This is a genomic window from Sporomusa rhizae (assembly GCF_041428845.1).
Taxonomy (GTDB): Bacteria; Bacillota; Negativicutes; order Sporomusales; family Sporomusaceae; genus Sporomusa; species Sporomusa rhizae.
On the sequence record NZ_CP156925.1, the window covers coordinates 5,386,806 to 5,409,225 of the forward strand.

The 22,420-nt window shown below is 47.1% G+C and carries 19 protein-coding genes, 1 riboswitch and 1 other annotated feature; of the genes, 2 read left to right on the forward strand and 17 right to left on the reverse strand.

Going from position 1 to position 22,420, the window contains the following annotated elements; translation table 11 throughout:
* Window positions 1-27 precede the first annotated feature (27 nt).
* The 9 genes from SRRS_RS25190 to SRRS_RS25230 form a co-directional block, all read right to left on the reverse strand.
* Window positions 28-852, reverse strand: a complete 825-nt coding sequence (locus SRRS_RS25190) for a biotin/lipoate A/B protein ligase family protein (protein ID WP_371364282.1) — start codon at window positions 850-852, stop codon at window positions 28-30.
* Between the two features lie 16 nt (window positions 853-868).
* The gene (locus SRRS_RS25195) at window positions 869-1,858 is read right to left on the reverse strand and encodes a radical SAM protein (RefSeq protein ID WP_371364284.1); all 990 of its coding nucleotides are present in this window, start codon (window positions 1,856-1,858) and stop codon (window positions 869-871) included.
* The gene (locus SRRS_RS25200) at window positions 1,855-2,688 is read right to left on the reverse strand and encodes a radical SAM protein (RefSeq protein WP_371364285.1); all 834 of its coding nucleotides are present in this window, start codon (window positions 2,686-2,688) and stop codon (window positions 1,855-1,857) included. Before SRRS_RS25200 ends, SRRS_RS25195 begins: the two co-directional genes overlap by 4 nt.
* On the reverse strand, window positions 2,676-4,133 hold the full coding sequence (gcvPB, locus tag SRRS_RS25205) for an aminomethyl-transferring glycine dehydrogenase subunit GcvPB (protein WP_371364287.1): 1,458 nt from the start codon (window positions 4,131-4,133) through the stop codon (window positions 2,676-2,678). Before gcvPB ends, SRRS_RS25200 begins: the two co-directional genes overlap by 13 nt.
* On the reverse strand, window positions 4,130-5,473 hold the full coding sequence (gene gcvPA, locus SRRS_RS25210) for an aminomethyl-transferring glycine dehydrogenase subunit GcvPA (RefSeq protein ID WP_371364289.1): 1,344 nt from the start codon (window positions 5,471-5,473) through the stop codon (window positions 4,130-4,132). The genes gcvPB and gcvPA overlap by 4 nt, the downstream gene beginning before the upstream one ends.
* Window position 5,474: 1 nt before the next feature.
* Entirely contained in the window at window positions 5,475-5,864 is a 390-nt protein-coding gene (gcvH, locus tag SRRS_RS25215) for a glycine cleavage system protein GcvH (RefSeq protein WP_371364291.1), read from the reverse strand.
* Window positions 5,865-5,866: 2 nt separating this feature from the next.
* Complete coding sequence (gcvT, locus tag SRRS_RS25220) at window positions 5,867-6,964, reverse strand: glycine cleavage system aminomethyltransferase GcvT (RefSeq protein ID WP_371364293.1); 1,098 nt, start codon at window positions 6,962-6,964, stop codon at window positions 5,867-5,869.
* 210 nt (window positions 6,965-7,174) lie between these two features.
* A riboswitch (glycine riboswitch) is annotated at window positions 7,175-7,263 on the reverse strand.
* Between the two features lie 150 nt (window positions 7,264-7,413).
* Window positions 7,414-8,682: a serine--tRNA ligase gene (gene serS / locus SRRS_RS25225; protein ID WP_371364295.1), complete on the reverse strand. Its 1,269-nt coding sequence runs from the start codon at window positions 8,680-8,682 to the stop codon at window positions 7,414-7,416.
* 411 nt (window positions 8,683-9,093) lie between these two features.
* Window positions 9,094-9,678 (reverse strand): HD-GYP domain-containing protein, encoded by a 585-nt coding sequence (locus tag SRRS_RS25230; protein ID WP_371364296.1) that lies wholly within the window; start codon window positions 9,676-9,678, stop codon window positions 9,094-9,096.
* A gap of 309 nt (window positions 9,679-9,987) precedes the next feature.
* On the opposite strand from SRRS_RS25230, the gene SRRS_RS25235 reads away from it, so the two are divergent.
* Window positions 9,988-10,653: a uracil-DNA glycosylase family protein gene (locus SRRS_RS25235; protein WP_371364297.1), complete on the forward strand. Its 666-nt coding sequence runs from the start codon at window positions 9,988-9,990 to the stop codon at window positions 10,651-10,653.
* 57 nt (window positions 10,654-10,710) lie between these two features.
* On the opposite strand, the gene SRRS_RS25240 is transcribed toward SRRS_RS25235, so the two are convergent.
* The 8 genes from SRRS_RS25240 to SRRS_RS25275 all read right to left on the reverse strand — a co-directional run bounded on the left by SRRS_RS25240 (window position 10,711) and on the right by SRRS_RS25275 (window position 20,132).
* Window positions 10,711-11,580, reverse strand: a complete 870-nt coding sequence (locus SRRS_RS25240) for an NAD(P)/FAD-dependent oxidoreductase (protein ID WP_371364299.1) — start codon at window positions 11,578-11,580, stop codon at window positions 10,711-10,713.
* 14 nt (window positions 11,581-11,594) lie between these two features.
* Complete coding sequence (locus tag SRRS_RS25245) at window positions 11,595-12,602, reverse strand: aldo/keto reductase (RefSeq protein ID WP_371364300.1); 1,008 nt, start codon at window positions 12,600-12,602, stop codon at window positions 11,595-11,597.
* A 12-nt stretch (window positions 12,603-12,614) separates the two neighbouring features.
* On the reverse strand, window positions 12,615-13,691 hold the full coding sequence (locus SRRS_RS25250; protein WP_371364302.1) for a tetratricopeptide repeat protein: 1,077 nt from the start codon (window positions 13,689-13,691) through the stop codon (window positions 12,615-12,617).
* 202 nt (window positions 13,692-13,893) lie between these two features.
* The gene (locus SRRS_RS25255; RefSeq protein ID WP_371364304.1) at window positions 13,894-14,544 is read right to left on the reverse strand and encodes a histidine phosphatase family protein; all 651 of its coding nucleotides are present in this window, start codon (window positions 14,542-14,544) and stop codon (window positions 13,894-13,896) included.
* A gap of 56 nt (window positions 14,545-14,600) precedes the next feature.
* Window positions 14,601-16,184, reverse strand: a complete 1,584-nt coding sequence (gene serA, locus SRRS_RS25260; protein ID WP_371364305.1) for a phosphoglycerate dehydrogenase — start codon at window positions 16,182-16,184, stop codon at window positions 14,601-14,603.
* Window positions 16,185-16,205: 21 nt separating this feature from the next.
* On the reverse strand, window positions 16,206-17,303 hold the full coding sequence (gene serC / locus SRRS_RS25265) for a 3-phosphoserine/phosphohydroxythreonine transaminase (RefSeq protein ID WP_371364307.1): 1,098 nt from the start codon (window positions 17,301-17,303) through the stop codon (window positions 16,206-16,208).
* A gap of 291 nt (window positions 17,304-17,594) precedes the next feature.
* Window positions 17,595-17,790: a binding site (T-box leader), on the reverse strand.
* 75 nt (window positions 17,791-17,865) lie between these two features.
* Complete coding sequence (locus SRRS_RS25270) at window positions 17,866-19,281, reverse strand: CCA tRNA nucleotidyltransferase (protein ID WP_371364309.1); 1,416 nt, start codon at window positions 19,279-19,281, stop codon at window positions 17,866-17,868.
* Between the two features lie 11 nt (window positions 19,282-19,292).
* Window positions 19,293-20,132, reverse strand: coding sequence for an ABC transporter ATP-binding protein (locus SRRS_RS25275; protein ID WP_371364311.1), 840 nt, complete (start codon window positions 20,130-20,132; stop codon window positions 19,293-19,295).
* 155 nt (window positions 20,133-20,287) lie between these two features.
* Between SRRS_RS25275 and SRRS_RS25280 the strand changes: the two genes are divergently transcribed.
* On the forward strand, window positions 20,288-21,997 hold the full coding sequence (locus tag SRRS_RS25280; protein WP_371364313.1) for an EAL domain-containing protein: 1,710 nt from the start codon (window positions 20,288-20,290) through the stop codon (window positions 21,995-21,997).
* The last annotated feature ends 423 nt before the right edge of the window (window positions 21,998-22,420 follow it).

The following is a 22,420-nucleotide window of genomic DNA, read 5'->3' on the forward strand; positions in this document are numbered from 1 at the left end:
AATGGAACTGAATTTTTATAATCTGCATTAGCGCAACAAATTCCAGCTGTCTTGTGTGTATTTTTCAATCCTCAGTTGGCTTGCAGCCGCTTCTTCCTTATCAGTGAGACTGCCTGGGTCCAGTTCAATGCCCAAGGCCGGACCAAAAGCCGTGAGCATTGCGTCACAGGCTTCTTCCCAGCTTATATTCCGCTGACCGGCCTCTGAAATAGACATGGCCCGCATCGCCAGCATGGCTGCTACCCTTTCCTTATCTTCTGCTGTGGGCAAGTTGAGCAGCGAAGCTACCTTGTGGGAGTCGAAGCTTAATAATATGGAACCATGCTGTAAAATAACGCCCTCTTTGCGAACCTGGGCGCTGCCTACTAACTTGCGTCCGGCAAAGGTAACCTCATAATGGGAAGGCGCGTCAAAGCAGGCAGCCGATGCGTGCCGGCGTTTAGTCTGTCCGTAGGCAGCTTTCGGCATGCTCATCTGAGCGCTAATCCCCAGCCGGTTTAGACCGTCCAGCAAGCCCTGACTAAAAAAGCGATAGGATGCCGTAATGGTAGCCGGTACAAGCGGATGATCTTCACTGACAACCAGACTGTAAGTGAGTTCAGCAGCATGCAGTACCGCCCGGCCGCCGGTGAGCCTGCGCACAACGTCAATACCCTGTCGCCGGCATTCGGCAAGGTCGACTTCGCCGGCTGCTTTTTGAAAATAGCCAATACTTACAGCCGCAGGCTGCCAGCCGTAAAGCCTGAGGGTTGGCGGCACCTGTCCTGCGGCATGAGCTTTGAGTATGGCTTCATCAACTGCCATATTATAAGCGGCACAATTGATACCACTCTTAATCGCACGCCACTTCATAAGCCATTTCCTCCATTTACCCCGCATTTTGTATCAAAGATTCGTTCCCCTGACACAACAATTGACTCTCAGCTATAGCCTGTCTGGTTTCTGACGGAGTAAGCGGCCTGGGATAGTTGTACATGACTCCACCCGGACGCTCGTTATAGTAGGGGCGGTTACAGCCGCTGCAGCCGCTTGTTTCAAAAGCTTTGCCATTATTTAAAATGGCTTGTAGTTCCTCTGCGGGCAAATCGATTCCGGCGAGTCGGCCCTCCTGATAACGAAAAATCTCCTGGCTAAAGCCTTCCTTCAATAAAAAGTGCGCAATCTGCACCCGGCGATAATGGCCGACAGCAGGAGGCATTTTTTCACTCCAGGCCGTTCCCCGTACGGGAGTAAAGGCAAACAAGCCTACGTTGATCCCTTTATCCCGGCAGGTTGCTATAGTTGTAATCATTTGCTGTTCGGTTTCCCCCAAACCAACAATTAGATGGGTGCCTATCCTGCCAGGCAGTGCCGCTGCACATTCGGTCAGAAGCTGCCAGCGTTTAGCCCAGTCCCCGCCTTTTACTTCCCGGTATAGTTCCGGTGTTGCCGCATCAAGTGCCAGAGAAATCCGGTCCGCACCCTGTGCAAGCAGTTCTTTAGCTTGTACCACGGTTTCAACATCGGTAGAAATGCAGACAGGAACGCTGCTTTCCCGGGTTAAGGCCGATAGCGCGTCAAGGCTTGTCTGCCAGCTTTGTCTGCCTTTAACGATTTGCAGGCAAGCCCGCTGAAGTTTTCCTTCCCGATAAGCCGTACCAACTGCCTGAGCCGCTTCCTGTTCGGGAAATTCCGGCCAGGTAACCCGGGATAACATATCGGCACGGGCTGAGCTCTCCCGGGACTGTGCACAGAACCGGCAATTGTTCCGGCACTTTTCTCCCAGCATAATATAGGCAGTTGTGGGAAGTACATCAATTTTAAGTTGTTTTTTCCCGACCGCCGAGGCTGTGCCTGCTGATAGTTTCCATAGACTCACAGTACACAACACTCCTCTCCCCTGGTTATGGCAAGACCTAAGTTTTCGGCTAAACTAACGGCAGCAGGTGCTGGATTAACAATGACATCAAACCCGCTGCGAACCGCCCATTTATCAAGTTCCTCGCGATAGCGTCCACCAGGGCGCATACAGCCAAGATGCAGCGGAATATCGGGAAAAGTCAACCGGGCATAACTTAACAGCTTAGCCGTATCCGCCAACGCCGGCGGTTGTCTGTCAGCAAACCGGGTGCCTCGTGTCGGTATAAAAATAATAAAAGTCAAAGCTGGTGCGCCAAGTTCCTTAAGAAGTTCCAAAGCCCGGTACTCACCGCAGATTTCGCCGCCTTTAAGTCCAATACAAATATGGGGCATTACTTTCACTTTACGCTGGAGAGCCTGGTAGCAAGCCACATAATCCTCAGCGGTACTGCTAAGCCCAAACACTTCTTTGATCGTGGCGTTATCAGCCACAAAATCAAAGGAAACACAGTCGGCCACAGCCGCCAGTTTGTCAATTGTGGCTTGCCCAATAAGGCCGACATGCATATTAAAGCGTTTGCTTTGCTTTATCTCAGCAAGTTTATCCATATGATCTGCAATCGGCACGGTACCGTCCGCCTTGCAGCCGCCACTAACCAGCCAGCTGGCACTAGTGTCAGCGCCAGCTGTAAGCATGGTTTCCAGCGGTTTCATGTGCTTTAGATAGTGCCCACCGCAGTGGGCACAATTTAATTCGCATTTGGAGCCGGTAACACTTACCGATTTGGTTTTCATCGGATAGACAAACCGGATGGCTTCCGGTATTGGCAAGCGTGCTACCTGCGCCATTTTACAATCGGTTTCCGAGCGGCAGATGCTTCGTCAAGCCGCCCCACAACAGTATTTCGCGGCGCTTCGGTAACCAGGGTGACGTCCTCGTTGACTTCTTCGGCAATACGATGCATAGCCGCAATGAACCCGTCAAGAGTTTCTTTGCTTTCGCTCTCGGTCGGTTCAATCATCATAGCTTCTTCCACGATAAGCGGGAAGTAAATTGTCGGCGGATGATAGCCATAGTCAAGGAGGCGTTTAGCAATATCCAGAGTATGGACACCCTGGGCTTTTTGATGCTTAGGTGTAATAATGCACTCATGCATGCAGTAGCGGGAGAACGGTGCATAGAAGTCCTTTTTCAGTTGGCTCAGGCAATAGTTGGCATTCAGTACGGCATCTTCGCTGGAGGTCTTAAGACCGTCAGGCCCCATGGCTCTAATGTAGGCATAGGCTCTGACAATAACGCCAAAGTTGCCGTAGAAAGCATGCACTTTACCAATGGAAAGCGGGCGGTTTTCTTCAAAACGGAATTTGTCGGCTTCTTTTACAATAACCGGAGTGGGCAAAAAAGGAACTAGGTCTTTCTTTACGCCAATCGGGCCTGAACCCGGGCCGCCGCCGCCGTGTGGGGTACTAAAGGTTTTATGCAGGTTAAAGTGGACAACGTCAAAGCCCATATCGCCAGGACGGGTGATACCCATAATGGCATTGGCGTTAGCTCCGTCATAATATAACAGGCCGCCGGCGTCATGGACGATCTTGGCTATTTCTTTAATATTTTTTTCAAACAACCCTAAGGTACTGGGATTTGTCAGCATCAGTGCGGCGGTATCTTCGCCTACAGCCGCTTGTAGCGCTTCTAAGTCAACTGCGCCGTCGTCATGTGATTTTATTTCAACAATATCCAGACCGCAGACCGCGGCACTGGCCGGATTTGTGCCATGAGCAGAATCAGGCACAATTACTTTTGTGCGATTTTGGCCGCGATGACGATGATAAGCACGGATAAGCTTAAGACCGGTAAGCTCACCATGAGCGCCTGCTACGGGCTGCATGGTAACAGCATCCATGCCGGCAATCTCGGCCAAATACTGTTCCATGTTATAAAGAAGTTCCATTGCGCCCTGCACGGTTTCACCCTCCTGCAGCGGATGGATTTGTGCAAATCCCGGCAGGCGGCAGACATCTTCGTTAATCTTAGGATTATATTTCATGGTGCAGGAACCCAACGGGTAAAAACCGGAATCAACACCAAAGTTCCGATTGGACAAACCTGTGTAATGCCGCATCAAGTCGAGCTGACTGACCTCCGGCAAATCGGCGGCTTCTTGCCGTAAGAATCCGGCTGGAATCAAACTCTGCGCTTCGGTCTCAGGCACATCACAGGCAGGCAGATCTATGGCCCGGCGTCCGGGTTTGCTTATTTCAAAAATAAGTGATTTACTTTTTCTGGCACTCATAGCATTGCCCCCAGTCTGGCCGAAAGCCGGTCAATTTCCTCTTTAGAACGTTTCTCTGTAACCGCAACAAGCATGCAGTCGGCTAATTCCGGATAGTATTTGCCTAAGTCCAGCCCGCCGATAATTTTGTCGTTAAACAGTTCTTTATTAACTTCCTCAACCGGCTTAGTTAAGCGTACAACAAATTCTTTAAAGAACGGTGCGCTGAATACTTCTTTGCATCCTGTGCCTGTCAATTGTTTATAAGCGTAATGCGCTTTGTTAAGGGTCAAAGCGGCAATCTGTTTAAAGCCTTCCTTACCAACAGTATTTAAGTATACAGCTGCTGCTAATGCGCATAATGCTTCATTGGAGCAGATGTTAGAAGTTGCTTTCTCGCGGCGGATGTGCTGTTCGCGGGCTTGCAGCGTCAGAACAAAACCGCGGGTGCCTTCGTTGTCGGTAGTTTGGCCGACAATTCTGCCGGGCATCTTACGCATCAGTTTCTCGGTAGTAGCAAAGAAACCAAGGTACGGGCCGCCAAAGGACATCGGAATACCAAGGCTTTGGCCTTCTCCCAACACAATATCGGCACCCAGCTTGCCGGGAGCCTCAAGTAAACCAAGCGAAATCGGATCAACGGCGGTAATCAGCAGCGCGCCTTGAGCGTGAGCTAAATCGGCCAAGGCCTTGACGTTTTCGATAGCACCGAAGAAATTTGGAGTCTCAAGAATAACACCGGCGACGGATTTACTCAGTTTAGCCTGCAGTTCATCAGCGTCCAGCTGTCCATTTTTATAGCCAATCTCCGTAATTGTGTAACCCTTGTCAATAGCATAGGTATTTAAGATAGTCCGGTAGTGAGGATGAACACTCTTGGCTACCAGTAATTCGCTGCGGTTGGTGGCGCTGGCTGCCATCATAGCTGCTTCAGCCAGACCAGTGCCGCCGTCATATAAGGAAGCATTGGCTACTGCCATGCCGGTTAGTTCACAAATAAGGCTCTGGTATTCCCACAGTACTTGCAGATACCCTTGCGAAATTTCCGGCTGATACTGCGTGTATGCTGTATAGAATTCCGAACGTCTCAGTACATGGTCAACCACACTGGGTATGTAGTGGTCATACGCCCCGGCACCAAGGAAACAAGCATATTCAGTAACCGCAGCGCTCTTAGCGGCCATCGCCGACAAGTGTTCTGCCAATTCAGGTTCAGACATGGCTTGAGGTAAATCAAGCGGCCGGTTCATTCGCAATTCAGCAGGGATATCTACAAACAAATCCCTGACTTCATTCACACCGATAGCCTGAAGCATAGCCTTGCGGTCTTCGTCGGTATGCGGCAAATAACTCCACGGCATTTTAATGGCCTCCCTCGGCTACCAGTTTCTCATAGGCCTCACTGTCTAGAAGCTTACCTAGTTCAGAGGTATCAGTAATTTCAAACTTGGCAATCCAGCCTTGTCCATATGCATCTTGGTTGACAGTCTCAGGAGCATCGGACAGGGCCTCGTTTACTTCAATTACTTTACCGGAAATAGGTGCATAAATATCAGATACTGCCTTTACCGACTCAACTACAGAAAAACCTGCTTCAGCGGCAACTTCGGTTCCGACTTCCGGCAATTCTACAAATACTACATCACCTAATTGAGATTGAGCAAAATCGGTAATTCCGATAGTAGCCACATTACCTTCCACTTTTATCCACTCGTGATCTTTAGAATACTTAAGCTCTTTTGGAATATTCATTGTTATTTCCCCCTAATATAAAATGGTTTGGCGATAACTTCAGCAGGAACGTTTTTCCCGCGGATCTCAATGTCAAACTTGCCGCCCACTTTGGCATATTCGGCTTCCACTAATGCCAACCCGATATTTTTATCCAGAGTAGGTGCGTAGGAACCGGTTGTCACCGTCCCTATCCGGCGTCCCTCAAAAACAACCGGGTAGTCGGCCCGGGCAATTCCCCGTCCGGTTAAAACAAACCCGGCAATTTTACGGTGCGGCCCATTTTGTTTCTGCGCGGCAAGGGTGGCACGTCCGTTAAACTCGCCTTTATCCAAAGAAACAAATTTACCAATACCAGCTTCAATCGGCGTAATTGTTGCCGACAATTCATGCCCATATAACGGAAGGGTCGCTTCAAACCTCAGCGTATCACGGCAACCAAGTCCGGTAGGCATCAGCCCGTACGGTTTGCCGGCTTCCATTAGTTTTTCCCAAAGAAAAGCTGCATCTTCCGGCCGGCAGTAAATTTCAAAACCATCTTCGCCGGTGTAGCCGGTGCGTGAAACCATGACAGATTTTCCGGCAACTGTAGTTTGCGGGATAAACCAGTAGTAACCGAGCTTAGCCAGCGGGGCATCGGTCAGTTTGCTTATTATGGTTTCAGCCTGCGGCCCTTGCAGCGCCAGTTCGGCAGTCTGATCGGATAAATTGGTCAATTCCACGTTAAAGCCGGCACTATTTTCTTGCATCCAATTCCAGTCTTTTTCGATATTGGCGGCGTTTATAACTAAAAAATATTCCTCGTTACTACGTTTATAAATCAAGAGGTCATCCACTGTACCGCCATCAGGATAGCACATTGGGGTGTACTGCACTTGCGTATCAGCTATCCGGGAAACGTCATTTGTCACCAGTTTTTGCAAAAAAGCTAACGCTTCCGGCCCTTTAACAAGTACCTCACCCATATGAGATACATCAAATAATCCAGCCTTTTCCCTGACGGCTTTATGCTCTTCCAGAATTCCCGCATACTGGACCGGAAGCAGCCAGCCGCCAAACTCGACGATTTTGCCGCCGTACTTGACATGAGTCTCGTAGAGCGGCGTCTGCCGTACTGTCATGCAAATCATCTCCTCTTTTTTTCTATAGGATACCCATTTCCCAATTATCCCACTACCACTTAGTTATCCAGCAGTTAAAAGTGGACAAATAAAAACAGAGGCAAAGTGGAATAATCCCTTTGCCTCTGTCCATTGTACCTGAGAGATTTGCCCGTCAGGGCTCCCCATCGGTGACACCCGCGTTACCGCAAAGTGTGCTCTCCAGAGTATAGTCCGGTTACAGTCCTTTTGCCTGAGAGTTTGACAAAGTGCTTACTCCTTCGGCGCCGTACCAAAACGTTCTCTCCTATAACCATCATCCTGGTATTATTTGGTTGTACATTAATTTTAGCAAAGGAACAGAAAAATTGTCAATAGTCGAAATTATTTAATTAGCAAGAAAAATCCAGAAAAAAAAAGACAAGGCAAAGGAATACTTCTCTTTGCCTTGTCTTGCATTATTCCGTTGGCTATTTTATTACATCTACGCCCATGTATGGCCGTAACAGTTCAGGTATGATAACCGATCCGTCGGCCTGCTGGTAGTTTTCCAGAATAGCGGCTACTGTCCTGCCAATCGCTACACCAGATCCGTTCAGCGTATGGACAAACTCCGGTTTGGCTTTCGGTTCACGGCGGAACTTAATTTCAGCCCGGCGTGCCTGGAAGTCTTCAAAGTTAGAGCAGGAGGAAATCTCACGATACGTATTGAAGCTTGGCAGCCAAACTTCAAGGTCATATGTTTTGGCTGAGGAAAAACCCATATCGCCGGAGCATAACAGCATTGTCCGGTGAGGCAGACCTAGCAGTTGCAACACTTTTTCGGCATTAAGAGTTAACTTTTCTAACTCATTATAAGATTCTTCCGGCAGACTGAATTTAACAAGTTCCACTTTGTTAAACTGATGCTGACGGATAAGACCGCGGGTATCCCGGCCGGCTGCACCGGCTTCCGCTCTGAAGCAAGCACTGTAGGCAGTATAGTACAAAGGTAAATCCTTAGCGTCTAGGATTTCCTGGCGATGAAAATTAGTAATAGGCACTTCGGCAGTAGGAATGAGGTAGTAGTCAAGACCTTCCAGTTTGAACATATCCTGAGCAAACTTAGGCAGTTGACCGGTGCCAGTCATACTCGCTTCATTGACAATAAACGGTGGGAAAAACTCGGTAAAGCCATGCTCTTTGGTATGCAAATCAAGCATGAAGTTAATAAGCGAACGTTCCAAACGGGAACCCAGGCCTTTATAAAAAGTAAATCTGGCTCCGGTTACCTTGCCACCACGTTCAAAATCCAGGATGCCCAGCTTCTCACCAATTTCCCAGTGCGGCTTGGGTTCAAAAGAAAATTCACGCGGAGTGCCCCAGCGGCGAATTTCTTTATTATCATGCTCATCTTTACCCACAGGCACAGATTCGTGCGGGACATTAGGAATGCTCATAATAATACCGTTAAGAGAAGCTTCCGTTTCTTTAAGCTTAGCATCAATGGCCGAGATGCGATCACCTACTTCGCGCATCTCCACAATCATATCGTCGGCATTTTCGCCGGCTTTCTTCTTCCTGCTGATCTCCTGTGAAACTGTATTCCGTTGGTTTTTCAACGTTTCTACTTCGGCCAGCAGTTCGCGCCGTTCTTTCTCATAGTTGATGAATTCATCCAGACTCATCGCGGCGCCCCGGTTGTTCAGAGCTTGCTCAACTTTTTCCGGGTTATCACGTACAAATTTAATGTCTAGCATTTATATATACCTCCTTAACGATACGAATCGACTGTTCTGTGCGGACGAGGGCAGAAACCTACCTTCTCTTATTGAATGCCAAAAGATGGATATTTATTCTGGCAATGCAAAAAACTCCCGTCCCACTATATTATAGGGACGAGAGTTATCTTTCTCCCGCGTTGCCACCCTGATTGACTATTGCTAGTCCGCTCGGCACGCATAACGGACGTGAACCGTGCGGCTCATCGCCGCCTGCTCAAGGTTGGATAGCATAATGCTGTTACCGGCTCGCACCAATCCACCAGCTCTCTGAAAACATACAGTTATGCACTGTCCTATCATTGCATCTAACGATATCATGTTACCATATATTATGTATTATAAAATTATACATTATTCAACATTAATTGTAAAGTGTTGACAATCTGTTCAAACATTGGCTGTCGCTAAATAGTTACAGCCTCCCTGGTAATTAATAAATTCAATAAAACTCCGGCATATTTGCGGATCAAACTGTGTTCCGGCACATCTGGATATTTCCGCCAGGGCTTCATTAGTACTTAGCGGTTTCTCCCGGTAACAGCGGGCAGTCGTCATTGCATCAAAAGTGTCACACAATGCCAGCATCCTGCTAAACAGCGGTATTGATTCCCCGCTCAATCCCTGCACATACCCTTCTCCATCATACCGTTCATGGTGGTGACGCACAATTTCAGCTACCTGTTCCAGGCCGACCACTTCTTCCAAAATATTGGCACCAATATCAGGATGCTGTTTTATCACAGCAAACTCTTCTTCCGTTAAACGTCCAGGCTTATTTAGAATATGATCAGGTACACTTACTTTACCCACATCGTGAACTATCCCAACAACATACGCCATCGACACATCTTCAACAGTCAAATCCGAATATTGGGCGAAATCAGCCATAAGACGAGCCACATTTTTACTGTGTTTCGCTGTATAACTATCCCGATCTCCAATTACCCGGCAAAACATTTGAACAATGCTCATAATTGTAATTCCTTTCTTGGGAATGAGCCAGTCTGATTCTCGCGCCAATTAGATCTTCTATGTAAAATTTGTATGCTGCATTTATATTCTAAAATGCCCTGATAAAAAGCGTCAAGCTATATTTACAGCAATTTTATTAAATTCAATTAATTTATTTGTATCACAAAAGTATTTCTTTTTTATTTGTATCCTTTTTATACCATTACTGCCGTATTTTTTGTCACTTAATAGTAACGGCAAAATATTTTTAGACTGTTTACAAAAAGGAGTTCTTGCCTACTAAGCGAACTAAAATAACGAGGTGAAATAATGACATATACTTCACTTGAACAGCTAGAACAGGATCTCTTGGTCTGCAGTTCCTGTCCGCTCAGAAAAGATGCTATTGGTCCTACATCCTACAACGGCACATTAGCAAGCCCGTTGGCACTTGTCGGCGAAGGCCCCGGCGGCGTCGAGGATGAATACGGAGTACCTTTGGTCGGCCCCTCGGGGCAATTACTTGATAAAGCACTCGCCAGTGTCGGGATTACACGTGATTGTGTATACACCACAAATGTAATTAAGTGCCGCCCTAAAAATAACCGCACACCTACCATTGAGGAAGGACAGTTCTGTGCTGCGGCTTGGCTTGACCACGAGTTGGCGTTGGTTCAGCCGAAAGTAATCGTTGCCCTCGGTAGTGTTGCTCTAAAATATTTATTTGCCCCTACCGCCCGCATCACCAAAGATCGCGGCCAGTGGTTTACTACTAAATATGACATTCCGGCCATTGCCACTTATCACCCGGCCTACCTCCTGCGCCTTACCGGCAAAGAATTGGTTAAGGCCAAATGGGAAGTCTACTACGATCTGAAAGCCGCTATTGAAAAATGCCAGCAGCTGGCTCCTGAATATAACTTTAAATCCACAGAACCACCTGATTTACTGGCCTTATACAGCGAACGGCGCGCGCAGCGCAGCCAGAACAAATAAATATATAACAAACCAAAAGCGAGCTTAACTTCCGAGGAAGCAAGCCCGCTTTTAAATTTACTCCAGATGGTCAATATAGGTAATGGCACTCAATACGGCAACAAGCCCTTCACCGGTTGCTTTGGCAATTTGCCATGGTTTGCCGGTGCAATCGCCGGCGGCAAATACACCGGGAATATTTGTTGACATATCCCGGTTGACTTTGATAACTTCACCTTCCAGTTCAAGTCCAGGCAGAAGATTCTCGACCGGGTCGGACTGCCGCATGATAAATACGCCGTGCACCTTTAGCTCTTCCTTATCAGTGACCAGTTTTTCGACTTGGCCATCACCAACAATAGCTTTCGGCTTAGTGGACACTACCTTAACCGGAGAGCGCATGTTACCGAAATCGCCTTTATATTGTGGCAAGAAGTATACATTTCGGCACAGTTCTGCTAAAAACTCGATTTCATTTTCGCTTTCTTCGGTATACGAAATTACGGCAACATCCCGTCCTTGAAACATGCGTCCGTCGCAGGTCGCACAGTAGCTAACCCCGCGTCCAAGTAGATCACGTTCGCCTTGAAACAGCAGTGTACTTACAACACCGGTAGCAAAAATTACAGCTTTGGCTTCATAGGTGTTACCAGGTGTAAGCAAAGTGAACATTTTGTCGCCGGGAAACACGTTGACTACCTTTTCCTTGATAAGCTTAGGACCATGCGCCAGCGCATGGCTGGAAAAATGCTGCATCATACCCTTGCCGGTAATTTCCGGCATCCCCAAGTAATTATCCACCAAATGCGCCTTTTGCAGCTTCTGGCTAAAATCAAGATGCTCAAACAATGCAATGGATTTGTTACGGATACGCCCGGTCAAAGCTGCCGACAGCCCCGCCGGACCACCGCCGATAACGGCAATATCAAACTTAGTATCTTCGGCCATGTGTTTTCCTCCTTTTAACCGAGGTCTTTGGCCACCTGCTTCATGCGTTCGCGAATGGGCAAGTTGTAAGGACAGCGAGCCTCGCACTCGCCACATTCAATGCAATCAGACGCTTTGGCTTTTAGACCTTGGTACCGCCCTGGAATGGCAATTTTCATATTATATCTTGTATATTGTAAGTGAAAAATAAACATCGTCGGAATTTCAATTCCAGCGGCACAAGGCAAACAATAACCGCACCGGCGGCAGAAGTTAGCTCCTAGTACTTCGGCTTCAGCCTTCAGTTTGGTTGTTTCTTCAGGACTAAGCGGCTTAAAGTCTTTTGTTGGCGCCAAATTCTCCCGAATATGCTCAACTCTATCCATGCCGGGAATGGCCACTAAACCATCATGCTGCAAAACAAACCTAAGCGCCAAATCAACATTAGGAATCAGACCGCCGCCCAACGGTTTCATGACAATAATACCAACATCCAGTGATTTCGCCAACGGGAAAAGTTCTTTATCCGCCCCCTGTTCAACACAGTTGAACGGTACTTGAACCGTACTGAATTCCCCGGTTTTTACAGCGCTAACCAGTATATCAATATTATGTCCGGTTATCCCTATATGCCGGATTTTGCCGGCGGCCTTAGCGGCTTTGAGCGCTGCCAGTGCTCCATCCGGCGCCATTACGGCCTCGTACTCAGTTTCTGTTTTGACATTATGAATCTGATACAAATCAATATAGTTTGTTTTCATTGTGGCTAAACTGCCGTCTATATCAGCAAACATAGCCGCTTTCGTTCTGGCCATACTTTTAGTCGCCAAATGATATTCCTGACGACGGCCGGATATATATCTGCCAATCTTTTCTTCACTGTCGGTATAGGCGCGCGCGGTATCAAAAAAGTTAATTCCTGCATCTAATGCGGCAATAAGTACCTCACCCGCCTCTTCCATGGTACACCGTTGCATGGGTAAAGCACCAAAGCTGATGGGTGTTACCATAAGTTCAGAGCGGCCTAAACGTCGTTTTTCCATTTATTAATCCCCCTATTGCAGCGGAGTTTCGCCTGTTTCTTTTGTTAACACTTGCAGCCGCTCCTGCGCCTGTTTTGCTTCCGGTGACTCGGCATCCGCTTTGGTCAAAAACTCCGTGTAAGCAATAACTGCTTCATGAGTAAGCTGCAGTAATTCACAGCAAATAGCCTTATTATGATAAGCAAGTGCATTATCCGGATCCAGCTCGGTACAGCGGGTAAAGTCTGCAACTGCTTCCTTGTACGCTTTTTGAGCAACAAAAGCTATTCCACGGAAAAAGTACGGACGTGAGTCGTTTGGTTCAAATTCAATGACCCGGGTAAAATCAGCGACTGCCTGTTCCGGTTTGCCTTGTCCCAAATATACAGAAGCCCTGATGGCAATGGCTTGAACATTCTCAGGTTCAAGTTCAATTACTTTATTATAGTCGGCCATCGCTTCGTCATTCATCCCCAGCTCAAAATAAGCCTGTCCTCTTTTTATCAGTGCAACGCTTTCTTCCGGGAAGCGTTGTAGTACCTTATCATAATCAGCAATCGCCGCGGAATACTGGTTCCGGTTGGCATACGCATCACCACGATTCATGTAAGAGCCCATATCCCCGGGTTCCAGCTCGATTGCTTTACTGAAATCGTCAATAGCATGGTCCAGTACTCCGTTATTCAAATACAGTACACCGCGATTGGCGTAATTAACCCAATCATTAGGGTTATAAAATATAGCTTTAGAATAATCCATTACAGCATTTTTGATATCGTCAAGCATAGCAAAAGCGCTGCCACGATACGAATAGTATGCCGCATTTCTGTCATTTAGCTCAACAGCTTTGTTATAGTCAGTCAATGCCTTTTCAAAATTCCCGGCAACGGCCGCCGCTACTCCACGCCAAAAATAAGCATCGCCGTTTTCCGGATTTTCAATCAGCATTTTTTCACAAGCTGTCAACATATCGGCTGTCTGGCCTGCTTCGTAAAGTTTCCGCATATCTTTACTGAACCGGCTCTCTTCGATAGGGCCACAACCCGCGCAGCCGCAATCACAGGACTGACTTTTTAAAGCAGCTTGGCTCGAGTCTCTATCCTGACTCATATCGTAACACTCCTTTAATTTTAGTAATCATTTTTAGTTGCTATATATTTTCAAGATAACTTCCTCAATACCTGCTGCGATTGGGAAAATTATCTTATGCCGGGCCCGAAAAAAATAATGAGGCGCCTATCGGCAGCCTCATTATTTCTGTACTTTGACTAGCCCCTTAAAGACTTACACTTTATAGAAGCGAATAAGCGTTTTATAATCCTTTTTGTTCAATGCCACTGAATAAAAATCCTAAATGGGTAGTCGAGTTCATGAGTACCAATCGCCATTTTCCGTCCTGATACTCAAAGACGTTAATACAAGTATTATCTTGTTTTACCTGCCAGAAATGGGACAGATCAATATCTAAAATATCACATAATACAGCTTTGTTAACGGCATCATGAGCTACTACCAACACTGTCTGGCCCTGGTGTTTTTCCGCCATTTCCCGGAAGAATACCATCGCCCGGTCACGAACAGAAACGATATCCTCGCCACCCTTACCTGGCATAGTAACCCCCACAACTGTAGTTTTCCATTGAGTCAACAGTTCGGGATATGTCTTTCCTACCTCATCGCTCAGCATACCTTCCCATTCGCCATGGTTAATCTCTAGTAAGCGACTGTCGGTATTCACCGACAATCCATGAGCGGCCACGCACATCATAGCTGTATCCACCGCCCGGCTAAGCGGACTGGCATAGCATATATCAATAGGTACACCTTTTAGTGCCTTGGCGGCCATCTGTCCCTGTTCCCGGCCAAACGGGCTAAGCGGTGTATCTATTTGCCCTTGATAACGCCCTTCCTTATTCCACGTAGTTTCACCGTGCCGTACTAAAATAAATCGGGTTAGTGCCATATTCTCCTCCTGCGACAACAGCCGTCAGATAGCTTCATTATATTCTGGCCGTCGTCTTATCCTGCATTAAAGTTTACAAGCTTTGCTCCTAATATACCATCAATTGCTTTTATTTTCAGCATAACCGGGGTAGGAACATCGGCTTCGACACTCATTACCATAATATTAGTACCTGCTGTCTCGGTTCGCCCAACCTGCATACCGGCAATATTTACATTGGCTTCGCCCAGGATTGTTCCTACCTTGCCAACCATACCGGGCTGGTCGAGATGTGGGCCAAGTAACAGCCACCCCCGTGCCGCCACGTCTACCCGGTAGCCGTCTATAAGTACAATGCGGCCTTCCTGACCAAACAAGGTTCCGGCTACCATATGCTCTCCCTTGTCAGTGCGGACACGAACGGTAATTAAATTGGCAAAATCGGCAGATTCTTTGCTTCTGATTTCCTTGACCTTAATACCACGGGCTTTAGCTAACCCCGGAGCGTTAACATAATTAATGCTTTCTTGCAGGATTGGATTGAGCAAACCTTTTACCAGCGCCGTTGTCAGCATCTTGGTATCAACCTGACTGATTTCGCCGTTATACTCAATATCCACCGAGTTTATGCGCCCATCGGCCAGATGCACGGCCAGGCAGCCCATTTTCTCAGCTAATTCAAAATAAGGTCTAACCACTTTGAGTACATGCGCCGGAATAGGCGCCATGTTAACCGCGGTCATAACCGGTTCGCCTCTGAGAGCGGCAATAATACCATGGGCAACATCAACAGCAACGCCAACTTGAGCTTCGGCTGTAGATGCGCCAAGGTGAGGTGTAAGCACGGCTTTTTCCAGTTTAAGCAAGGGGTTTTCTGGATTTATCGGCTCTTTTTCAAATACGTCTACCGCTATGCCGGCTACCTTTCCTTGTTCGACGGCTTCGGCCAAATCAGCTTCATTTATCACTCCACCGCGGGCACAGTTAATAATCCGCACTCCCGATTTAACTTTAGCGAAAGCTTCTTTATTTAGTAAGTTCTTAGTTTCCGGTGTAAGCGGCAGATGTAAGGTAATGAAATCGGCTTTGGTCAGTATTTCATCAACTTCCATTAACTCAATACCAAGATTTCGGGCATGATCGGCATTGATGAACGGATCGTAAGCAATAACTTCCATCTCCATAGCCATCGCCCGCTTAGCTACCCCGGTTCCAATCCGGCCAAGGCCGAGAATGCCGAGAGTTTTGCCACGCATTTCAACCCCCATGAACTTGCCGCGTTCCCATTTACCTTCTTTCATAGTTTGGTGGGCTTGGGGAATATTGCGAGCCAGTGCCAGCATCATGGCCATGGTATGTTCGGTAGCGGCGATCGTATTACCTTCCGGCGCGTTTAGTACAATGATCCCTTTCTGGGTAGCGGCTTCAACATCGATATTGTCAACCCCTACGCCAGCCCGGCCAATGGCTTTGAGTTTGTTAGCAGCCTCAATTACAGCTTTGGTAACCTTTGTTTCGCTTCTTACCACCAAGGCATCATATTCCGGGATAATCCGGATAAGTTCTTCCGGCGGCAGTTTTAATTTTATATCTACAGTAAACTCTTTTTGCAAGATCTCGATACCGGCAGCCGATACCGGATCACTTACTAATATTTTCATTTATATTCTCCTCCAATATAGTTAAGCGTTTTCTTTCTGGAATGCCAGCATTTTGTCCCGCAGGGCTTTACATGCTTCGTAAGGCACGGCGTTATACATGGATGCCCGGCAGCCGCCGACAGAACGGTGGCCGTTCAAGCCGACAAAGCCTTCTTTTTTGACTTCTTCTAAGAATTTCTTTTCCAGAGCTTCATCCGCCAAACGGAAGGTTACATTCATAAGTGACCTGGCCTCAGGCTGAGCGTGCCCGACATAAAACCCGTTGCTGGCATCAATAACCTCATAGAGTAAAGCAGCCTTTTCCTGATTGCGCCTATGGATAGCAGTTACGCCCCCTTGCTCCTTCACCCATTCCAGCATGAGTTTTACCATATATATGCTAAAAGTAGGCGGTGTATTATACAGCGAGTTGTCTTTGGCAAAGGTTGCATATTTTAGCATTGCCGGCAAATTCTTGTTGGCCTGTTCCAAAAACTCGCGGCGGATGATAACAACTGTCACGCCCGACGGTCCCAGATTCTTTTGTGCTCCGGCATAAATAAGAGCAAACTTGCTTACGTCAAACGGATGGGAGAGAATATCGCTCGACATATCGGCAATCAGTGGAATTTCACCGGTATCCGGGAAAGCATGCCACTCAGTTCCAAAAATAGTATTGTTAGAGGTAATATGCAGATAAGCTGTATCTTGTTGGGCTTTTATTTCTTTAAGCGCCGGTATCCGGCGGTAATTGCCTTCCTTGGCAGTTGCTGCGATGTAGGCAGCACCTAATTTCTCGGCCTCAGCAAATGCTTTTTCCGACCAGGCACCGGTCATGACATAACCAGCCTGCTTGCCTGCCGGCAGAAAATTCATTGGTACCATTGCAAACTGGAGGCTGGCGCCGCCTTGCACAAACAGAACTTCATAGTTTTCAGGAATAGCCATGAGTTCTTTTAATAACGCTATAGCCTGGTTGTGCACCGCTTCGTAGTCTTTGCCGCGATGGCTGTGTTCCATAATAGACATTCCTGTACCATTAAAATCAAGCAACTCGGCTTGCGCTTTTTGCAGGGCAGATAACGGCATGGCTGCCGGTCCGGCATTAAAATTATAGGCTCTTTTACCATGTTCTCTCATCAACTATCACCTCATAATTAAAATAAAAAATCCCGCCCCAGCATATGTGTCTATGCATTGGGGCGAGATTAGGTATCCCGCGGTGCCACCCAAATTAGCTTATAGGACAGCATGAGTAACGCTTCCGCATAAGGAAGACTTAGTCAGTGGTGTATACCCCACTGAGGTTAGTCACCTTATCCAGATACTTATTCGCATTCCTGTACCCATAGGGGTATAATTCCCCCAAATAAAGAATATGAGTCTTTGCGCGAATTAAGCACTGGAAAATATAAAAAGCCCTCATCCCTATACAGGGACGAGAGCTGTTTCCCGCGTTGCCACCCATGTTGCCTTTCGGCCAACTTTTACCGCTATACCGGGCGGACCCGTCAGATTCATCATCAGATACTCCCAGGCGGAATTAACTGTTACTCACACTGGCTCTCACCAACCGCCAGCTCTCTGAAGATTGTAAACTAATTAACTTCCTGTTCATCGTATTTTCATTTTTAACTTGTTTTTGATTATACTCTATACTTTTATCAGAGTCAAGTGTATTTTTCACAAAAACTTTTTAGGATTATTCGACTGTCTTTTGCGTCAATCTGCGAACCCGGGAAGCGAGTGCTGGCACCAATGATTCTTTGGTGTTGGCGAGTTGCCCGGCCTGGATTCGTGTCAGTAAATTCTGTTGGAAGCGGCCAACTTCAGGACCTCCTCCCAGCTTATTGGCAATCTCACCACCGCTAAGAGCGAGCTGGGATGGAAAAAACGGCACCCTAGCCATTATCTGGTCCGCAATTTCCTTAACCGCCTGTAACCCAACCATATCAGGCTGAGTATGTCCGCCTTGCCGGTCAGCCTGATGCAATGAAAATAGCCGGTCCAGAGCATTCTTAAACGATTCCGGCCCTTTAAACTCCTTACTTAGACGCTTTAGCCACTTCTGAACCGCTTTTTCCTCGACCACCGGAAACATTAAGTGGTTCCTGATAAGCCATTCCACCTGTTCTACAACCTGCCGGTCTACCCGCAGCCTGCGCAAGATAACAGCGGCAGCTTGGGCGCCGGCTTTGTCATGTCCTGGATCGGAAGGCTGCCCTTCCCGGTTTGTTACCCGTATTTCCGGCCAGCCTTTGGCTACATCATGCAAAAGTGCCGCCCACCGCAAGGATAAATCGCCGGGAACCAACTCAGTAACAGCGAGCGTATGGCGCCAACCATCATGCATGTGATACCGGGGGTTTTGCAACAACCCATCCAAGTGGCAGAGTTCGGGCAAAATAGGTACAGGATGGGTTTTTCCCTGCTCTTTGCCCAAACAATTGCCTGCCAATAAACCCGATTTTAGCATAATATCAAGACCACGTGCGGCAAATGGCGACAGCAGTGTTTTTTCAAGTTCTGTCCTTACCCGTTCCACCGATAATCCCTGGATACGTTCCAGCGATGCGGGTATTGCGGCAAACGTCATGGCCTCCAGATTAAAACCCAACCGGGCGGCAAACCTGGCGGCGCGGAACATTCTCAGGCCATCTTCAGCAAAACGCTCTTCCGGCTTGCCAACAGTTCGAATAAGCTGAGCCTTTAGATCTTGCTGCCCGCCAAACAGATCAATAATTTTCCCATCAGCCGCCATAGCCATAGCATTAAAGGTAAAATCCCGCCTAGCCAAGTCCTTGGCAAGATCAACCCCTAGCGTCACTGCTTCCGGGCGATGGCTGTCAACGCCGTAACGTTCACTGCGGAAGGTGGCTACTTCATAGCTTTGGTTGTTAGCTACTACAGTTATCACACCAAAAGCCGCTCCTACCGGAATAGCTTTCCAGCCCTTGGCCTCAGCAACGGCTATAATCCGGTCAGGCGTCGCGTTTGTCGCAATATCAATATCAACAGGCGGAACACCGCGTAACAAGTCACGAACAGCTCCGCCCACAACATATGCTTCCTGTCCGTCTTCGGCCAGCGCCGCCATGATAACTCGTGCAGTCTCCATAGTAAACTCCTTTAGCCGCTTACCCGGCGGCCTGTCAATTCCACGAAAACATCTTCCAAATTTGTATCTCTTAAGGTGGCGTTAACCGAAAGGGTTCCGGCAAACGCCGCCGCTTCAGTCCTGTTGGTAAAAAAGCGGTATTGCATACCCTCGCTTTCATTCCACTCAACAACAAATTTGCCCAGTCGCTCACATAATGCCACAGGGGTATTAAGCGCGATCAGGCGGCCCTTTTCCATTATAGCCACCCGGGCGCACAGGTTTTGCGCCTCTTCGATATAGTGAGTAGTCAACAGCACGGTCAAGCCATCGGCATTCATCCGGCGAATTAGATCCCATAGCCGGCGTCTAACCTGCGGGTCAAGTCCTACCGTCGGTTCATCGAGAAACAAAATCTGAGGCTTATGTAAAAGCGCCCGTGCAATCATCAACCGCCGTTTCATCCCTCCGGAGAACTTATTGACCATGTCATTGCCCCGTTCCTTTAGCTCGACATAATCCAGAAGTTCTTCAACGCGTTCTTCCCGCAGCCCGTGCGGCATATGATGCAGGCGTCCGTGCAAATTAAGATTTTCTCTCGCTGTTAAGTCAATATCCAGATTGAAGTGCTGGGGAACAACACCGATAATAGATTTGACAGCAAGTTCATCCTGCGGCAGACGCCAGCCATTCAGGGTAATCGTACCTGCCGTCGGTCTGGTAAGCATGGTCAAAATCCGTATAGTCGTAGTTTTGCCTGCGCCATTCGGTCCAAGCAGCCCGAAGGTTTCTCCCTGGTTAATCGTTAAATTCAAATTATCTACAGCAATCCGCTCGCCAAACTTTTTTACTAAGCCATCTATACAAATCATAGTAACCTCACCAAATTGTAATAGTATAATTTTCAACAAGCCTTAGTAGTTTCCTGCCATTAACATTTTTGCATAGGTCAAAAGTCCTATATGGAAATCATAACCAATAGTGTTATTATTAAGATATTCGACAAATTCAGGAGGTATATCCGGGCGTGATTCAGATCAAGTCAGATCATGACGAATTTTATCAAATATTTAACGCCTCAGTTGACGGCATGTACGTAATTGCCCGGGATTTTACCGTTCTAAGAGTTAACGATGCGTTTACCAATATGACAGGAATTTCGCGCGAAAGTATCGAGGGAAAAAAGTGCAATGAAGTGCTCAATGATGCCATCTGCATTAAAACAGATTGCCCCTTATGCCGCGTTTTAGAGACGAACCAGACCTATAATACTAACGTTATTCTGAAGAACTGTACCAATGATTCTAGATATTACGTTTTAACAGCTACGCCGCTCAGAGATTCTGAAGAACGAGTGTTTGGAGTAATCAATAGCTTCAAAGATATTACAGAGTATAAACATCTGGAGCAGCAGCTTACCAATGTTAACCAAACGCTAGAAAAGCGCGTGGCCGATAGGACTAAAGAGCTTAAACAGCGCGAAGATCAACTTATCCGGCTATTATATGCTGACAGTCTTACAGGACTTCCTAACCGCCTGTGCCTGCTGCGCGATTTAAATAAATCCGCTGTACCGGTAGTAGCCCTTATCAATATTGACGGATTTGAGCAAATAAATAACTTTTATGGTTATACGGCCGGAGACGCAATCTTGTTAAACCTAGCCCGGTTATTATCAAATACATTACCTAGCAAAGCGTATCAGCTCTATCGGATTCACGCCGACGAATATGCTATTTTCCTGGATGCCAAACGTGCGGCAAACTTACCTGTCATTCTGAATGACTTTGAGCAATTGTCAAGGCATATTACTGCCCTTATTCCCGCTACTAAGTTCACCAACAGAAACCAGGCAGTAATGCTCAGAGTTACTATGGGCATAGCCTTTGCCACAGACCCTGACCCAGAAAAACTGGTAATCAAAGCTGATATCGCCTTACGGGAAGCCCGCTGTCGACGAAAACCCTTCCTGTTTTTTAAAGAAACCGAAGAGATTGGCGCCCGCTACCATGATAATATTAAGCTAGCCTCAATATTGCAAGATGCTATTAAACATGACCGTATCGTACCCTATTTTCAGCCAATATACAACCACGAGCAACCCCACAGCAAACACTACGAGGTGTTAGCCCGCCTTATTGATAATAGTGGCAATGTTATTTCTCCGTTTCAATTTATCAACATTGCCAAAGTTACCCGTCAATATCCGGCAATTACTAAGGCTATCGTTCAAAAATCGTTTGCCCTATTTAAAGACCGTCCTGATGAAATCTCCATAAACCTTGATATTGATGATATGGAAGACATCCAAACCACAGAAATGATCCATACCGAACTGACAAAACACAATATAGCCGATCGCGTTGTATTTGAAGTATTAGAAAATCATCGTTTGGAAAATCACACCGAAGCAGTAAACTTTCTAAAAACCTTAAAAGCAGCCGGGTGTAAACTGGCTGTCGATGATTTTGGCTCAGGCTACTCCAACTTTTCCTACGTACTTTCCCTAGACTTTGATTATTTAAAAATAGACGCTTCTCTCATCAAAAACATCGATCAGGACGCCCATTCCCAAGCAATCGTCAAAAGCATAGTTACCTTCGCCCGCGATATGGGCATCAAAACAATTGCCGAATTTGTTCATTCCGAATCAGTTTTCTCGACTGTCAAGGATTATAACATCGACTTCTCACAGGGTTTTTACATTGCCAGACCTGAACCTTGGCCTGTAAACTAAACTTCCTTTATTAGCCACCCATAATCCTTCGCTTTCTACAAATAGAGGCCGCTTATAACCGCTTTCACTGCCATTAGCAGTAGCAGTTAAATTAAGGTTAGCATATTATGTAGCAAAGAGTGTATAGGAGGGATTGAGGTGGCTAAAAAGAGACGTTCATCTTGGGAAGAATGGGAAGAACCAGAGATAGAAGAATGGTTTGATGAGGATATAGAATGGGAGCAAGAACCCAACACGAGAAATGAAAGACAGCTATTTCCTTTTGTTCTTGGGTTAGGTTTAGGACTAGGGTTCGGCTGTCGCCCTCGCCGGAACTGTTCCCCTCGCTTCGACAACTGCCGTCCATTTTGGTATTGCAACCCGCGCAGGTGGTGTTTTCCTCGCCCATGTTTTCCTCTGTAACATAACATATAGGCCTCCGGC

Bases quoted from the DNA above. Each gene is read 5' to 3' on its own strand.
- SRRS_RS25190 (WP_371364282.1), bottom strand. From the start codon at position 852: ATGAAGTGGCGTGCGATTAAGAGTGGTATCAATTGTGCCGCTTATAAT.
- SRRS_RS25200 (WP_371364285.1), bottom strand. From the start codon at position 2,688: ATGGCGCAGGTAGCACGCTTGCCAATACCGGAAGCCATCCGGTTTGTC.
- gcvPB (WP_371364287.1), bottom strand. From the start codon at position 4,133: ATGAGTGCCAGAAAAAGTAAATCACTTATTTTTGAAATAAGCAAACCC.
- gcvPA (WP_371364289.1), bottom strand. From the start codon at position 5,473: ATGCCGTGGAGTTATTTGCCGCATACCGACGAAGACCGCAAGGCTATG.
- gcvH (WP_371364291.1), bottom strand. From the start codon at position 5,864: ATGAATATTCCAAAAGAGCTTAAGTATTCTAAAGATCACGAGTGGATA.
- gcvT (WP_371364293.1), bottom strand. From the start codon at position 6,964: ATGACAGTACGGCAGACGCCGCTCTACGAGACTCATGTCAAGTACGGC.
- serS (WP_371364295.1), bottom strand. From the start codon at position 8,682: ATGCTAGACATTAAATTTGTACGTGATAACCCGGAAAAAGTTGAGCAA.
- SRRS_RS25230 (WP_371364296.1), bottom strand. From the start codon at position 9,678: ATGAGCATTGTTCAAATGTTTTGCCGGGTAATTGGAGATCGGGATAGT.
- SRRS_RS25235 (WP_371364297.1), top strand. From the start codon at position 9,988: ATGACATATACTTCACTTGAACAGCTAGAACAGGATCTCTTGGTCTGC.
- SRRS_RS25240 (WP_371364299.1), bottom strand. From the start codon at position 11,580: ATGGCCGAAGATACTAAGTTTGATATTGCCGTTATCGGCGGTGGTCCG.
- SRRS_RS25245 (WP_371364300.1), bottom strand. From the start codon at position 12,602: ATGGAAAAACGACGTTTAGGCCGCTCTGAACTTATGGTAACACCCATC.
- SRRS_RS25250 (WP_371364302.1), bottom strand. From the start codon at position 13,691: ATGAGTCAGGATAGAGACTCGAGCCAAGCTGCTTTAAAAAGTCAGTCC.
- SRRS_RS25255 (WP_371364304.1), bottom strand. From the start codon at position 14,544: ATGGCACTAACCCGATTTATTTTAGTACGGCACGGTGAAACTACGTGG.
- serA (WP_371364305.1), bottom strand. From the start codon at position 16,184: ATGAAAATATTAGTAAGTGATCCGGTATCGGCTGCCGGTATCGAGATC.
- serC (WP_371364307.1), bottom strand. From the start codon at position 17,303: ATGAGAGAACATGGTAAAAGAGCCTATAATTTTAATGCCGGACCGGCA.
- SRRS_RS25270 (WP_371364309.1), bottom strand. From the start codon at position 19,281: ATGGAGACTGCACGAGTTATCATGGCGGCGCTGGCCGAAGACGGACAG.
- SRRS_RS25275 (WP_371364311.1), bottom strand. From the start codon at position 20,132: ATGATTTGTATAGATGGCTTAGTAAAAAAGTTTGGCGAGCGGATTGCT.